The 14,633-nt window shown below is 71.9% G+C and carries 13 protein-coding genes and 1 pseudogene; 5 read left to right on the top strand and 9 right to left on the bottom strand.

All coding sequences use genetic code 11. The features are described from left to right. The first annotated feature begins 165 nt into the window (after nt 1-165). Nucleotides 166-1,569: an aspartate ammonia-lyase gene (gene aspA, locus GKQ77_RS14675; RefSeq protein WP_219689191.1), complete on the top strand. Its 1,404-nt coding sequence runs from the start codon at nt 166-168 to the stop codon at nt 1,567-1,569. Between the two features lie 271 nt (nt 1,570-1,840). Here the strand turns inward: aspA and GKQ77_RS14680 are convergent, their stop codons facing one another. From GKQ77_RS14680 to GKQ77_RS14705, 6 genes are all read right to left on the bottom strand, one after another. Next, the gene (locus GKQ77_RS14680; RefSeq protein WP_219689193.1) at nt 1,841-2,524 is read right to left on the bottom strand and encodes an HAD family hydrolase; all 684 of its coding nucleotides are present in this window, start codon (nt 2,522-2,524) and stop codon (nt 1,841-1,843) included. A gap of 45 nt (nt 2,525-2,569) precedes the next feature. Continuing rightward, nucleotides 2,570-3,055 carry an Lrp/AsnC family transcriptional regulator gene (locus GKQ77_RS14685; protein ID WP_219689194.1) on the bottom strand — a complete coding sequence of 162 codons (486 nt, stop codon included), beginning with the start codon at nt 3,053-3,055 and terminating at the stop codon, nt 2,570-2,572. 62 nt (nt 3,056-3,117) lie between these two features. Beyond that, nucleotides 3,118-3,930, bottom strand: a complete 813-nt coding sequence (locus GKQ77_RS14690; RefSeq protein ID WP_219689195.1) for an SCO4651 family lipoprotein — start codon at nt 3,928-3,930, stop codon at nt 3,118-3,120. 113 nt (nt 3,931-4,043) lie between these two features. After that, on the bottom strand, nt 4,044-5,429 hold the full coding sequence (locus GKQ77_RS14695; RefSeq protein ID WP_258021343.1) for a ricin-type beta-trefoil lectin domain protein: 1,386 nt from the start codon (nt 5,427-5,429) through the stop codon (nt 4,044-4,046). A 164-nt stretch (nt 5,430-5,593) separates the two neighbouring features. Next, nucleotides 5,594-7,114, bottom strand: coding sequence for an MFS transporter (locus GKQ77_RS14700; RefSeq protein WP_219689197.1), 1,521 nt, complete (start codon nt 7,112-7,114; stop codon nt 5,594-5,596). An 87-nt stretch (nt 7,115-7,201) separates the two neighbouring features. Beyond that, nucleotides 7,202-8,377 carry an alpha-hydroxy-acid oxidizing protein gene (locus GKQ77_RS14705; RefSeq protein ID WP_219689199.1) on the bottom strand — a complete coding sequence of 392 codons (1,176 nt, stop codon included), beginning with the start codon at nt 8,375-8,377 and terminating at the stop codon, nt 7,202-7,204. A gap of 305 nt (nt 8,378-8,682) precedes the next feature. Here GKQ77_RS14705 and GKQ77_RS14710 point away from each other — a divergent pair, with 305 nt between their 5' ends. Then, nucleotides 8,683-9,102: an ATP-binding protein gene (locus tag GKQ77_RS14710; RefSeq protein ID WP_258021344.1), complete on the top strand. Its 420-nt coding sequence runs from the start codon at nt 8,683-8,685 to the stop codon at nt 9,100-9,102. 71 nt (nt 9,103-9,173) lie between these two features. After that, nucleotides 9,174-10,130, top strand: a complete 957-nt coding sequence (locus GKQ77_RS14715; protein WP_219689200.1) for a GNAT family N-acetyltransferase — start codon at nt 9,174-9,176, stop codon at nt 10,128-10,130. 66 nt (nt 10,131-10,196) lie between these two features. On the opposite strand, the gene GKQ77_RS14720 is transcribed toward GKQ77_RS14715, so the two are convergent. From GKQ77_RS14720 to GKQ77_RS14730, 3 genes and pseudogenes are all read right to left on the bottom strand, one after another. Beyond that, nucleotides 10,197-11,711 (bottom strand): FG-GAP and VCBS repeat-containing protein, encoded by a 1,515-nt coding sequence (locus GKQ77_RS14720; protein ID WP_219689201.1) that lies wholly within the window; start codon nt 11,709-11,711, stop codon nt 10,197-10,199. 106 nt (nt 11,712-11,817) lie between these two features. Further along, a pseudogene (locus GKQ77_RS14725) lies at nt 11,818-12,456 on the bottom strand (dioxygenase family protein); the annotation flags it as partial. A gap of 44 nt (nt 12,457-12,500) precedes the next feature. Beyond that, a complete protein-coding gene (locus GKQ77_RS14730; RefSeq protein WP_219689203.1) occupies nt 12,501-13,469 on the bottom strand; it encodes a helix-turn-helix transcriptional regulator in 969 nt (322 codons plus the stop codon). A 221-nt stretch (nt 13,470-13,690) separates the two neighbouring features. On the opposite strand from GKQ77_RS14730, the gene GKQ77_RS14735 reads away from it, so the two are divergent. Beyond that, nucleotides 13,691-14,173 (top strand): hypothetical protein, encoded by a 483-nt coding sequence (locus GKQ77_RS14735; protein WP_219689204.1) that lies wholly within the window; start codon nt 13,691-13,693, stop codon nt 14,171-14,173. Further along, the gene (locus GKQ77_RS14740) at nt 14,170-14,631 is read left to right on the top strand and encodes a hypothetical protein (protein ID WP_219689205.1); all 462 of its coding nucleotides are present in this window, start codon (nt 14,170-14,172) and stop codon (nt 14,629-14,631) included. Before GKQ77_RS14735 ends, GKQ77_RS14740 begins: the two co-directional genes overlap by 4 nt. Nucleotides 14,632-14,633: the final 2 nt, after the last annotated feature.

Consider the following 14,633-nt stretch of genomic DNA (forward strand, 5'->3'; position numbering starts at 1 on the left):
CCTTCGGGGCGCCTGCTGCTGGTCGCGCCCGCGCGGCGGAGCCGCTTATGTCACAGTCCCGCGCCCCTTACGGGGCGCCCCCGCTGCCGGTCGCGCCCGCGCGGCGGAGCCGCATATGTCACAGCCCCGCGCCCCTTACGGGGCGCCTCGCCCCGGAAGAGAAACATGAACGTCAGTCCTGCCCTGCGCCGCGAGCACGACCTGCTCGGTGAGCGTGATTTTCCCGCCGACGCGTACTGGGGCATTCACTCCCTGCGTGCCACGGAGAACTTTCCCATCACCGGCATTCCGATCTCCGTCTATCCACAGCTCATCGATGCCCTCGCCGCCGTCAAGGAGGCTGCCGCCCGCGCTAACGAGGAGCTGGGTCTGCTCCCGAAGGCCAAGGCCGACGCGATCGCCGCCGCTTGCCGCGAGATCCGCGCGGGGCACCTGCACGACCAGTTCGTCGTCGACGTCATCCAGGGCGGCGCGGGCACCTCCACCAACATGAACGCCAACGAGGTCGTCGCCAACCGCGCCCTCGAACTCCTCGGGCACCCCAAGGGCGCCTACGAGCACCTGCACCCCAACGAGGACGTCAACCTCAGCCAGTCCACCAACGACGTCTACCCGACCGCCGTGAAGGTCGCCACGATCAGCGCCGTGCACGGGCTGCTGCGTGCCATGTCCGTGGTGCAGGACGCGTTCGCGGCGAAGGCCCTGGAGTTCCGGGACGTGCTGAAGATGGGGCGTACGCAGCTCCAGGACGCGGTGCCGATGACGCTCGGCCAGGAGTTCTCCGCGTACGCCGTGATGCTCGACGAGGACCGTATGCGGCTCGCCGAGGCCGTCGAGCTGATCCACGAGATCAACCTCGGCGCCACCGCGATCGGTACGGGGCTCAACGCGCCCCCCGGATACGCCGAGACCGCCCGCCGCCACCTCGCCGCGCTCACCGGCATGCCGTTGGTGACCGCCGCCAACCTGGTCGAGGCGACCCAGGACTGCGGTGCCTTCGTCCACCTCTCCGGCGTCCTGAAGCGGATCGCCGTCAAGTTGTCGAAGAGCTGCAACGATCTGCGGCTGCTGTCGTCCGGGCCGCGTGCCGGGCTCAACGAGATCAACCTGCCGCCCGTGCAGGCCGGTTCGAGCATCATGCCGGGGAAGGTCAACCCCGTCATCCCCGAGGTCGTCAACCAGGTCTGCTTCGAGGTCATCGGCAACGACGTCACCATCACCATGGCCGCGGAGGCGGGGCAGCTTCAGCTCAACGCCTTCGAGCCGGTGATCCTGCACTCCCTCGCCAAGAGCATCACCTCGCTGAAGGCTGCCTGTCTCACGCTCGCCGAGCGGTGTGTGGAGGGCATCACTGCCAACACCGAGGTGCTGCGGGCCTCCGTGGAGACTTCGATCGGTCTTGTGACCGCGCTGAATCCGTACATCGGGTATACGGCCGCTACGGAGATTGCCCGGGAGGCGCTTGTCACGGGGCGGGGCGTTGCCGAACTCGTCCTGGAGAAGGGGCTTTTGCCGCCGGAGCGGCTTGCGGAGCTGCTTACTCCTGAGAGGGTGGCGGGGGCTGCCTGATCTTCTTCGCGCGGGTCGTTCGTGGCTGGTCGCGCAGTTCCCCGCGCCCCTTACGGGGCGCCTGCGGCTGGTCGCGCCCACGCGGCGGAGCCGCATATGTCACAGCCCCGCGCCCCTTACGGGGCGCCTGCGGCTGGTCGCGCCCGCGCGGCGGAGCCGCATATGTCACAGCCCCGCGCCCCTTACGGGGCGCCTGCGGCTGGTCGCGCCCGCGCGGCGGAGCCGCATATGTCACAGCCCCGCGCCCCTTACGGGGCGCCCCCGGCGCCCCCTAACAGAGCCCCAGTACCTTAAGCGCCGCCTCCGCCGTGAAGTCCGCGTGGCCGCCGGGGAGTAGTAGGTCCGCTTGGGCGAACGCCGGGTCGTTGGCGTGGGCGGTCACGTAGGGGATTGCCACGCACCGCATTCCCGCCGCCCTCGCGGCCACCGCTCCCGGTGCCGCGTCCTCGAAGACCACGCAGTCCGCCGGCTCCGCGCACAGGAGCGCCGCCGCCGCGAGGAACACGTCCGGTGCCGGCTTGCCTCGCGGTACTTCCTCGGCGGAGACGAGCTTGGTGAGCTGCGCGTCCAGACCCGTACCCGCGAGGATCGCCTCGATGGCCGCGCGGGACGAGCCCGACGCCACGGCCATCGGCACGCCCGCCTCGTGCAGCCGCTCGACGAGCTCGCGCATCTCCGGGAAGACGTGCGTCCTGGCCCGTGCCAGCTCCAGATAGCGGCGGTCCAGGTCGGCGATCAGCTCGGCCACCGAGGCGTCGATCCCGTACTCCCGCCGCCACTGCGCCAGCGTCTCGTGGGAGCTGATGCCGACGTACTGCTCGTTGTCGGCCCAGGTGTACTCCCGGCCCGTGAAGTCGGCGAGCAGGGCCCGCGAGGCCTCGTAGTAGTTGGGCTCGCTGTCCACGAGCGTGCCGTCGAGATCGAAGATGACCGAGGTCCTGCCGAAGCTGCTCATGCCGTCCAGGATGCCAAAGGCCCAGGTCGTCGCCGTGGGAGGGCCTCAGCGCTGAGCGGAGGCCGCCGCCCTGCCGACCGACTCGACGAGCGGGAGCAGCCGGTGCGGCACCCGCTCCCGCAGCGCCATCTCCGTCCGCGTACGGACCACGCCGGGCAGCTTGATCAACTGCTGGATGACGTCTTCCAGATGGCCGTTGTCCCGCGCCGCGACGCGGGTCAGGAGATCGCCGCCGCCCGTGATCGAGTACGCCTCGATGATCTCCGGTACGGCCGCGAGCGCGTCGCCCACCTCGTCCAGGTACCCCTGGGTGACCTCGATGTGGACGAAGGCGAGCACCGGGTGGCCGAGCGCCGCGGGGGAGAGGTAGGGGCCCGTGCCGGTGATCACCCCGTCCCGCTCCAGGCGGTCGAGCCTGGCCTGGAGCGTGCCCCGCGCGATGCCGAGCACGCGCGCGTACTCGCGCACGCTGGTGCGGGGCTGTTCGAGGAGGAGCCGCAGGATGCGGGTGTCGAGTTCGTCGACGGCCATGTCCGAGGTACTCCCAGGTGGGCGGGGTTGATCGCTGGTGACTGTAGCCGCTGGGCGGTCCGTTACGGCCGTGCCTGGGCCGCGATGAACTCGTCCCATGTGGCGACCGACCCGGCCGGCGGCGCGGAGATCGCGGGCACGGCGCCGAAGTCCGAGTACTCCTCGTTGATCACCTCGCGGCCCTTCTTGCTCCGGCCGGTCTCCCGCGACTTGAGGATCAGATCGTCCTTGCCGACCCACATGTCGATGACGACCGACTTCATGCCCTGCTTCTTCGCCATCGTGACGTAGAGGTCCCGGCGGTCCTCCGACAGCGCCGGGCCGGTGTACTTCGCCAGCTCGTCGAGGACGACCTTGCCGCGGTAGTGGTCGGCGGTCCGGCCGCCGGCCTTCTCCTCGGCGACCCACTCGGTGGACTCCGTCGCGGCGAGCGCGCCCGCGAACTCGGCCACGTACCCGGCCGCGCGGGGAGCGCCGCCGCCGTCCTCACCCCCGCCGAGATCCATGCTGTACCACCTCTTGCCCGGCACCTTGTCCGTCTTCACATACGTCGAGCCGCCCGTGGAGAGCATGTGGCTGACGCCGTTCGGGTTGGCCGCGGACTTCGAGACCTCCGCCTTGATGACCGAGGCGGCGGGCTTCTTCTGGTACAGCATCTCGGCCCGGTCGGTGCCGCCCTGCCCGGTCTGGACCGTCTTGTACGAGGACTGCGCCGCCGTCTTCTTCGCCGCGGCCGCCAGGACGGCACGGGCGTCCTCGCGCTCGCTCTGCCCGGCCTTGCCCTGGTCGCGGCCCGCGCCCGAGCGGTCCTCACCACCCTCGCCGCCGCAGCCCGCCAACACCATCGTGAGCGCCGCCCCCACGGCCGCCGTCACGATGCCCCTCCCCTTGACCTGCACAGTTCTTCGTTTCCTCGCTGGTCGAGCCCAATTTCTGCGATCTTAACCGGGCGCTGACCGGGCGCTGACCATGTGCTTGTCGGCGGGCGCTACCTCGGCGTGACCCAGAGCTGGCGCTTGTTCGCGTTCGGGGTATGCAGCTGGACCCTGGTGCCGTTGGCGGTGCTGCCGCCCCTGACGTCCAGGACCTTTCCCGACGCGACATGCACGATCTGGCCCCCGGCACTCACCGACCAGCGCTGGGACGCGCCGCCCCCGCAGTCGCGGAGGCCGATCCTGTTGCCGTCGCCGCTCGCGTTGCGGTAGTTGTCCAGGCACTTGCCGAGCGCGCGGAACGTGCCGTCCTGCTGGACGATCCACGACTGGGCGACGCCGCCGTTACAGGCGTACAGCTGGATCGGCGTGCCGTTGGCGGCCTTGCCGCCCTTGACGTCCAGGCACTTGTGGCCGATGCCGGTGATCTTGCCCTGCGGGGGCAGCGCGGCGCCGCCCCCGCGCGCCAGATGGCGCAGGCCCTGCACGTCGTACTGCTGGACGTAGGTGCCTGCCCGCTTGTCCTGGTAGGCGTTGGCGGGCGTGCACATCACCGGGAGCTGGCCGGAGTCGGTGCCCTTGACGCAGTCGCCGCGCCGCGCGCTGCGGTTGGCGTGCGCGAGGCCCATCGTGTGCCCCAGCTCGTGGCTGATGTGGTTGCGCAGATAGGTCTCGCCCATCGAGGGTGCGGGCTCGCCGGCCGCGGTGAGGAACTCGTCGTCGATGTAGGCGTGGCCGCTGGTCACCGTGGTGGGGAGGGAGGAGGCGTAGAAGCCGCAGCTCAGATTCTTGCTGCCGGACCCGTCGCGTACGACCTTCCAGCCCGCGCTGCCGCCGTCGGCGGGCGGTACGCACGGACGCCGCAGGAGACCGATGACGACCTCGCCCCTTAGCCTGACGTGGTCCCAGCCGACCGGCCGGGTGTCGACGGTGATCGGCAGGTTCGTGACGCGCCGCAGCTCGGCGGCCGACCTCTTGACGTAGGGGCCGAGCCAGTCGGCGGCCCTCTCGTCGTAGAACTTGATGGTGTAGCCGGTGTGCAGGAGCTTGGCCGCGCCGCCCGACTGCCAGCCCTCCCCGTGCGGGGCGGCGGCCGCGGCGCGCCGGGACGGGACCGTCGAGGGCGCTGCGGGCGTCGGGTGCGCGGAGGGTGTCGGGTGCGCGGAGGGCGCCGGCCTCAGGGTCATCACGCCGTCCTTGAAGCGGGTGCCGTCCGACGTGGAGAAGCCGAAGTCCTGCCGCTCCGCGTGGCTCGCCGCCCCGCGCGTGGGCGCGGCGGTCCGTCGCGGGGCCGCGGACTCCTTGTTGTCGGCGTCGTCGGTGTCACCGGTGCCGAACGCGGTGGGCGACAGCTGGAGGCCCGCCACGACGGCCGCGGCGGCGCCGACGGCGGCCATGGCCCTGCGGCGTCTGCGGGCGGAGCGCTTCCGTATCGAACTCAAGTCCCCGTCGTCCTCTCGCTGCGAAGTCGGCACCACATGTGCCGACCCCGGGGCGGCCGCTGGGGCGTCCCGGGGTCGAACAGATGATAGGCGTGAAGTGCGGGGCGGATGGTGTCAGTTGGGCGGTGGCCCGGCGCCGCTCGGGGCGCCGGCCCACCGTCGGCTCAGTGCGCGTCCTCCGTGGGGCGCAGGCCCTTGGGGATCTTCGCCCAGGTGAGCGCGGCGGCGGCCAGCGGCAGTGCGGCCGCCATCAGGAACGTGGGCGTCATCCCGGAGGTGAACGCATCCGCCGCCCCCGAGAGCAGGGCCTTGCCCGCGGGCCCGGCCAGCTCGTGCGCCACCCGCGCGGCCTCGCCGATCGAGTCGCCGGCGGCCGCCGAGGTGTCGTCAGTGAGGCCCAGGTCGGGGAGGTTCACGCGGTACAGCGCGGTGGCGACGCTACCGAGGATGGCCACGCCCATGGCGGCGCCCAGTTCGTAACAGGTCTCCTCGACGGCCGCGGCGCCGCTGACGTCCTTCGCCGGGGTGGCGGCCATCAGCGTCACGGACGCGGCCGTCGTCGCGATGCCGACGCCGCAGCCGAGCACGGCCAGCGCCACGGCGATGTCGCCGTAGCCGAGCGGCCCCGACAGCTGGAGCAGCCACGGCAGGGCGAGCCCCGCGGTCATCATCAGCAGTCCGCCGCCCATGACGTGCCGGATCGGCAGCCGGTGCATCAGCGCCGGGGTCACCAGCGAGGTGAGGACGAGGCCCAGCGGCGCGGGCAGCAGATGGACGCCCGCCTCCAGGGGCGTATAGCCCTGCCCGTACTGGAACCACTGGGTGATCAGGAAGAGCGCCGAGCCCAGCGCGATCATGCCGAGGAAGATCGAGGCCGCCGCGATGGCGAACGGCCGCGAGGCGAAGAGACGGATCTGGAGCAGCGGGTGCTCCAGGCGCAGCTGGCGGCGGACGAAGACGGTGAGCGTCACCGCGGCGACGACGAGCAGGGCCCAGGCCACGGGGTCGGCGGGGCCGCCCTTGCCGAGCTGCTTGATGCCGCCCGCAAGGGCGAGCATGCCGAGGACCGACTGGCCCACGCCCCACCAGTCCCAGCGGCCCTCGCGGGGCTGGCGGGACTCGGGCAGGATCCACGCGCCGAGCGCGATGATCACCAGTGCGACGGGGATGTTGACGAGGAACGCGGAGTGCCAGCCGTCGTGCTCCACGAGCAGTCCGCCGACGACCGGGCCGAGCGCCATGCCACCGCCGAAGACGGCGGACCACACCGCGTAGGCGAGGGCGCGCTCGCGGGCGTCGGTGAAGACGTGCCGCAGGATCGACAGGGTGGCGGGCATGATCGCCGCGCCACCGGCGCCGAGCAGCGCGCGGGCGGCGATGACCTGCCAGGGAGCGGTCGCGAAGACGGCGAGCAGCGAGGCGAGGGCGAAGACACCGAAGCCGATCAGGAGCAGCCGCTTACGTCCCCACCGGTCGCCCAGGGCCCCCGCCGTGACCAGGAGCCCGGACAGCACGAGGGCGTAGACGTCGATGATCCACAGCTGCTGCACGGAGCTGGGCCGCAGATCGGCGACGAGGGAGGGGAAGGCGACGTTCAGGATCGTGGTGTCCATGGCGATCAGCAGCAGGCTGCCGGAGAGGATCGCGAGGACGGCCCAGCGCCGTGCGTCACGCTGCGGGGTCATGGTGGAACACTCCAAGTTCGAATGAGACATCAATGTCTCACATGGAACGCTGGAGTGTCCAATGATCGTGTTCCTGTGACTGTCCTGTCAGAGGACCCGCTGAAGCGCCTCCGGGGTCAGGTCCGCCAGGGTCGGGTAGCCGTCGACGGCCATCAGCAGATCCGCCTCGGCCAGCAGTGAGCGCAGAACGTGCGTGACGCCGTCGGTGCCGCCGATGCCCAGGCCGTACGCGTACGGACGGCCGACGCCCACCGCGGAGGCGCCCAGCGCGATCGCCTTGACGATGTCCGCTCCACCGCGCACCCCCGAATCGAACAGGACGGGCAGCCCGTCGGCGGCCTCGACGACCGCGGGCAGCACGTCGAGCGCGGGCAGCCCGCCGTTGGCCTGGCGGCCGCCGTGGTTGGAGCAGTAGATGCCGTCCACCCCGCCGTCCCTGGCGCGGCGGACGTCCTCCGGGTGGCACAGCCCCTTGACGATCAGCGGCAGCGAGGTGAGGGAGCGCAGCCACGGCAGGTCGTCCCAGGTGAGCGGGTTGCCGAAGACCTGCACCCACTTGAGGACCGCGGATTGCATGTCGTGCTCGGGGTCCGTGGGCAGCAGGGCGCGGAAGACGGGGTCGCTGGTGTAGTTGGCCAGGCAGTGGCCGCGCAGCTGGGGGAAGTTGGAGGTGGCCAGATCGCGGGGGCGCCAGCCGGTGATCCAGGTGTCCATCGTGACGACGATCGCCTTGAACCCGGACTTCTCCGCGCGGCGCACCAGGCTCTCGGCGAGCGCGCGGTCGGTCGGCGTGTACAGCTGGAAGAAGCCGGGGGTCTCGCCCAGCTCGGCGGCGACCGACTCCATCGGGTCGGCGGAGAGCGTCGACGCGATCATCGGCACCCCGGTCCTCGCCGCCGCGCGCGCGGTGGCCAGGTCGCCGTGGCCGTCCTGCGTACAGATCCCGAGGACCCCGATCGGCGCCATGAACAGGGGAGAGGGCAGTGTCATGCCGAACAGATCGACGGAGAGGTCGCGCCGCGAGGCGCCGACGAACATCCGAGGTATCAGCCCCCAGCGGTCGAACGCGGTGACGTTCGCGTTCTGCGTCCGCTCGTCCCCCGCGCCGCCCGCGACATACGAGAGGACCGACGGCGGCAGCGCGGACTGCGCGCGGGACTCCAGCTCGGCGTACGTCATCGGGAACTTGGGGACGACGCCCCGGAGCCCGTCCAGGTAGATCTCGTCCTGGTAGTCCTTGAAGGGGCGGGGCGGCTGGTCCATGGGGCGGCCTTTCCGGAGTCGGATCGGGTCTGCCGGGCGAGAGGGCGGCCCGGGTCAGTGTTCTTTGAACCCGATGTCAACGTCAACGCCCACGACCGGGGCACATGACAAGGACAAGGACCGTCCCGGCGGTGATGAGGGCGTATCCGCCCGGTGCGGTAGGGCGCCCTGGACGGGCGGATTGGCGATCACTCGAGTGGGGCATCACCGTGGGGCAGGACCGGTCGCGCAAGACACGCCGCGGCCCCGGTGGCGACAGAGATCGCGGGTGTACCGGTTGTTCCAGGGAGGGGAAGTGAGTTGCCATGCGTGCGCCGCATCAGCGCGCCCATAGGCCCACCGCCAGGGTGGAGTACGCACTGCCGCAGGACGCCGCTTCGGCGGGGCGGGCACGGAGGCTGACCTGCGCGTTCCTTGTCAGGCCGCACCGCCGTAAGAACGAACTGACCGCCGAGCGCGTGGACGACGCGGCGCTGGTCGTCTCCGAGCTGGTCTCCAACGCCGTCCAGCACGCGCGCGGCGGCTGCCGCCTGCGCGTGGAGGTCTCCGGCGACCGGGTGACCGTCGAGGTCTACGACACGAGCCCGGTCCGCCCACGGGTGCGCAAACCGAGCAGTGAACGCGAGAGCGGCCGGGGGCTCGCCATGGTGCGCCAGCTCACCCACCGCCTGGAGGTCGTCACCGCGCGCCGTGGCGGCAAGACGGTGCGGGCGGTGCTGGCCTGACCTGAGCGGACCGGCGCGGGCCGGGAAAAAGTCCGTTGCGGGCACAGGGCGCCGCAGCGGAGAGTGGGCACATGACGACGACCTCTCTCACACCGCCGCCCGGCCTGACCGTGCGGGCCGCGACGCCCGGCGACGCGGCCGCGGTGTGCGCGCTGCTCAACGAGGTCGACCTGCTGGAGACCGGCCGCGCCGACACCGAACTGGCCGAGGTGCGCGCCGACTTGAACCACCCCGAGGTGGACCTGGAGCGCGACTCCTGGCTGCTCTTCGAGGGGCAGCGCCTCGTCGGGTACGCCCTGCTGTGGGACGAGTCGGGCGGCGAGCGGATCGATGTCGACCACTATGTGCTGCCCGGCCGACCGCAAGGCGCCCTGCACCTCTTCGACTTGATGGAGAAGCGCGCCGCCCAGCGCGCCGGTGCCAACGGAGCGGCCCGCGCCGTGCTGCACCTGCACCTCAACACCGCGCCCACCATGGACCTTTCGGCGCTGCGCGCACGCGACTGGCGGACCGTGCGGCGCTATCACGTGATGGCCCGTCAGCTCAGCGCCGCCGACGACTCGTTGCCCGAGCCCCTGGCAGGCGTGACGCTGCGGGACTGCTCGGCCGAAGAGGACCGCAGGCGCGCCCACCGACTGCTCCACGAGTGCTTCACCGAGCACTTCGACTTCCAGCCGCGCAGCTACCCGCAGTGGCTCGACGACATCGACGCCGAGCGCGCCGACTGGTCGCTGATCTGGATCGCCCACGTCGACGGCGTCGGCGACGCGGCCGTGCTGCGCACCCACGACGACCGCCCGTCGATGGCCTGGATCGGCAACCTCGGCGTCCTGCCCGAGGCCCGGGGCCGAGGCATCGGCGGCCATCTCCTGCGCCACGCCTTCGGCCACTACGCGCAGTCGGGCCGCGACCGGATCGGCCTCGGCGTCGACACGGACAAGAGCAGTGGCGCGCTCGCCCTCTATGAGCGCCACGGCATGACCCTTGACCACGCGGTCGACACGTGGGAGCTGATCCGCCCGGTCTGAGACCCACGGGGGTGGACTCGGACCGGGCGGAAGGTTCCGGGACCGGAGGGTTCCGGGACCGGACGGTCAGCGCAGGCGCTCGCCGAAGCGGGCATTCGTGTTCGGCGCCCCGACGTCCTTGGGTCCGAAGGCGACGGAACCCGTGGCCGTCAGGCCCGTGGCGGTGCCGCGCAGCGACCACACCGCGCCGGCGCGCGCGTTCTCCAACACGGCGGAAGCGGCGAGGTCGGCGTGGCCGTCGCCGGTGACGTCGAGCAGCGCGGTGGCCGACCCGAAGAGGTCGTCCTTCTCGGCGACGCCCGGGACGCCCGCCGTGTTCTGGTGGAAGACCTGGGCCCCGGCACCGGTGACACCGTCGGCGCTGCCCCGCAGCAGTACGACCGAGCCCGCGGCGGTGACGGTGCCGACGTCCTCGCCCACGGCGCCCACCGCCACATCGGCGTATCCGTCGCCCGTCACATCACCCACGGCCACCGACCTGCCGAAGTTGTCCCCTTCTTCCTCGGCGCCCGGCACACCCGGCGTCTTCTGGTCGAACTTCTGCGCCGGTTCCTTGAGTCCGTCCGCCGAACCGTAGGTGACGTAGACCCTGGACTTGTAGTCGGGGTAGTCGGAGTCGCCTCTTACCAGGTCGTCGTAACCGTCGCCGTTGAGGTCGCCGATGGCCAGCGCACCGGAGGCGCCGTACGCCCGTTCGTGCTTGAAGCCCGTGGGCGATCCGTACAGGAGACCCCAGCCCCACTCGCCGTCACCGGCGTAGCGGCCCATGGCGATGTCGTCGTATCCGTCGCCGTTGAGGTCACCGACGGCTTCCGGGGTGACCGGGCCCGACAGGCTCCTCGGGCCGTTCTCGCACTCCCGGTCCGGGTCCGCGCAGGTGGGGTCGGGGCGCTGGTCGCTGCCCCGGTCCCACTGCGACCTGTCCATGAAGTCGAGGGTCTTGGCCGGCTTCCCGGTGCGCGCGATCGGGCCCTTCCAGAGGCGGGCCTGCTGGGCGACCCCGTCGTCGCCATAGGTCGGCGCCCCGGCGAACAGGGCGAGGTCGGTCGTGCCGTCGCCGTCGAAGTCCCCGGCCGTCGGGGTCCGGCCGTAGGCGGCGATCTTGGTGCCGCCGGTCAGGCCGGAGCGGGAACCCCACAGGATCACCGAGCCCGCGTCCGCGCCCCTGCCACCGACTCCGATGACCAGGTCCGCGTAGCCGTCGCGGTCCAGGTCGCCCTTGGTGAACGCGCTGCCGAAGTGCTCCTTGGCCGTGGCCGCCCCGGGCACCCCGCTCGTGGAGCGGCTGATGATCTTCTTGCGGGCGGGGTCGAGACCGTTCTTCGCCCCGTACGTCACCGCCACGTACCCCGCCTCGGTCTTGCCGGAGACCGTGCCGTCGGAGGCGCCGACGACGAGGTCGCCGTACCCGTCGCCGTTGAAGTCGTCCGAGGGCTCGGCCGCCACGTCCGCGCGGCCCGCGCCGGCGGTGGCCTCCGCGCTGCCCTGCCCGAGGGCGAGGGCCGAGAGGCCGCCGCCCACGAGCAGGGACGCGGCGACAAGGGGCAGGGTGAGGCGGACTGTTCGGCTGCTGCGCGGCATACGACTTCCCTTGGTCAAAGATCGGCTGTGCGGTTCAGACGACCTGTGACCATCTTCGAAGGTTGTACGCCGTCGGGGGGCGGCACTCCCCGCAACCGTGCGGTCACTGCGGCACGTTGAGGACGAAGTCGAAGTCGGCCTCCTTCGCGTTCCCGACGGTGCGTACGTTCATCAGCAGCCGGGAGTCGAAGATCGGGTCTGTGTTGTTGCGCGGCTCACCGGGGAAGTACAGCTGCGTCGTCAGCACCGGCCGTCCCGGGGCCTGCACCTTGACGTGCAGATGGCGGGTGCGGCCGGGGTAGAGGCCCGGCACGACCGTGGTGAGCCGGAACGCGCCGGACGCGTCGGTGTACTGGTGCCCGCGGAAGCGGTACCCCGCGTTGTCGTACGTCCCATAGGTGTCGGCCTGCCAGAAGTCCATGAGGACCTGGGGTATGGGGCGGCAGGAGCGGCCGAAGACGTACCCGGTGACGGTCAGCCGCGTGCCCGGCGTCCCCGGCTGCAGGAGCGAGGTGCGGCGCGGGGAGTTGGGCTTGAAATACGGGCCCTCCATCTGCGGCGGCGTCGGGTCGTCACCGTCGTCGCAGGACGGCGTCAGCGCCGGTGCCTCGCCCCGCGCGCCCACGGTACGGGCCAGGGCGGGCACCCCCATGAGGCTCACCGGGACGGCCATGCCGACCGCCGCGGCGGCTCTCAGCACGGTCTTGCGGCTCGGTCCCTTTGTGGTGCCGGTCTCGTCGTCCATCGCTCCTCCTGAAAGGTGGGGTGGGTTCCGGATCGGCTAAGAAGCTATGCGCGGGAGCGGGGCCGGGCGATGGACTGGAGCCGGTGGTCGTGGTGAATATCGCCGGTGCCGCGCCGGAAGTCCCCGGGGCTCGCGCCGGTCTCGCGGCGGAAGAAGCGGCAGAAGTACGCGGGGTCCCCGAACCCGACCCGGGCCGCGATCTGACGCACCGACAACTGCGTGCGCAGCAGCAGGCGTTTGGCCTCGTGCACCCGGGCCTGCCGGATCAGCTCGCCGGGGGTGCGGCCGGTGGACGCCTTCACCGCCTCGCTGAGATAGCTCACCGAGACGCCCAGGTGCTCCGCGCAGGTGCGCACCGAGTGCGGGGCGCCCGCCGGGGAGCCGAGCAGGCCCTCGGGGGTGCCGAGCAGCGCCACGAACTCCGCGGCCACCGAGCCGGGCCGCGAGGGCGGCGGCAGGGCGGCGGGCTGCCGCGCGGGCAGCCGCGCCGCGCGCACCACGAGGATGTGCAGCAGGGCCCGCAGCACACCGGAGAAACCCTCGGCGCCGGTGCGGTACTCGCCGTCCAGTTCGGCGACGAGGCGCGCGGTCCGCTCGGCCGCCTCGTCGGCCAATTCGAGCCAGGAGCGCTCGGCGAGCCCCCGCAGGAGGTCCCGGTCGCCGGGATGGTCGAGGAGGAAGTCGTCGGTGAAGAGGATGACGTGACCTTCGAGGCCGGTGACGCCCTCCCAGTGGTGGACCTGGCCGGGCGCGATGAAGCAGAGGTTGGGCGGCCGCAGCGCGAAGCCGGTGAGGTCGACGACGTGCCTGCCGGTGCCGCCGGTGACGTGGACGATCTCGTGGAAGGTGTGCCGGTGTGGGAACGGCGCCCGCGCCATCGGCCCCATCGCGTCGAACGTGCCGATGGCGAAGGGCAGCGCGTTGGGCATCGGCACCTCGAGGCGGTGCGTCGGCATGCCCGCGCCGGTCGGCTCCCCGCTGTTCCCCTCACCGGGCAAGACCGTTGTGCGCATGCGTACGCTCCTCGTCCCGACGCCGTCCGCCACGGCCGCCACGATGGCACGCGCGGTCAGCGCCGGGGAGAGGGCGAGCGCTCCGTGGCCGGAACGCGCGTATCCGTATGGCGTACGAGGATCATGCCGACGTCAGGGACGTGTCAGCGCCGCTCGCCACGATCGGACGCGTACGCGCCACAGCGGAACGACACGGAATCAAGCCGCCAGGAGACTGCGACATGCCCGTCGGACCACGCGCACGCGCCCGGAACCGCAACACGCCCGGCAGGGGCCCCACTTGGGGCGGGCCGGGCCTGCGGACGCTCCTCGCCGGCGCCGTCGCCTGCGCCGCGGCCCTGGCCGTGTCACCCGCCTCGCAGGCCACCGCCTCCGCCGGCTGCCAGACGCGCGCCGACGCACGGCACACCGACTGGACGGGGATGCACTTCCTCGGGGACGTGGTGTGTCCGCACAACACCGGCTCGATCCGCGTGCAGTCCACGACCGACAGTTCGGTCAACGGCCAGATCGCCTTCTCTCCCAGCTGGTTCGTCTGCTGGAAGCGCGGCAGCCCGTACCAGGGAGGGGACATCTGGTACTACACGCAGGGCGACACGGTCTCCGGCGGCAGGACCGCGAAGGGCTGGGGCTACCTCCCGGCCGCCGAACTCGCCTCGGCGACGCACCCGGTGCCGGGCCTCGACCAGTGCACGTGGTCATGAGCGCCCGGGGAAAGCGCCGCACCGCCCTCGCGGGGGCCGCGCTCTGTCTGACCCTCGCCGCCGCGCCGGGCCCGGCCGCCCACGCGAGCCCGGCCGCGCCACGCGCCGGGTCGGCCGAGGCGGCGGCCACCTGCTCGCTGCGGCAGAACCAGCCGCACAGGGACACCCTGGGCAACGCCTTCAGCCTGGACCTGTACTGCGACAACCTCGTCTCGGACACGTTCGGCCGCCCCGCCTTCAACGCGCCGGTCACCGGCCGCCTCAAGCTCTCGCCGAGCTGGTTCGTGTGCTGGACCGAGGGCGACGCCGCCCCCGACGGGAACAAGGTCTGGTACTACACGCAGGGCGACGAGGTGGTGAGCCTGCCCGGCATCAAGGGATGGGGCATGGTGCCGGCCCGGGTCGTGGAGACCCAGAAGCACCCCTACCCCGGGCTGCCCCGCTGCCAGTGGTTCTGAGT

Origin of the sequence: Streptomyces anatolicus (assembly GCF_019400875.1) — a bacterium.
Taxonomy (GTDB): domain Bacteria; phylum Actinomycetota; class Actinomycetes; order Streptomycetales; family Streptomycetaceae; genus Streptomyces; species Streptomyces anatolicus.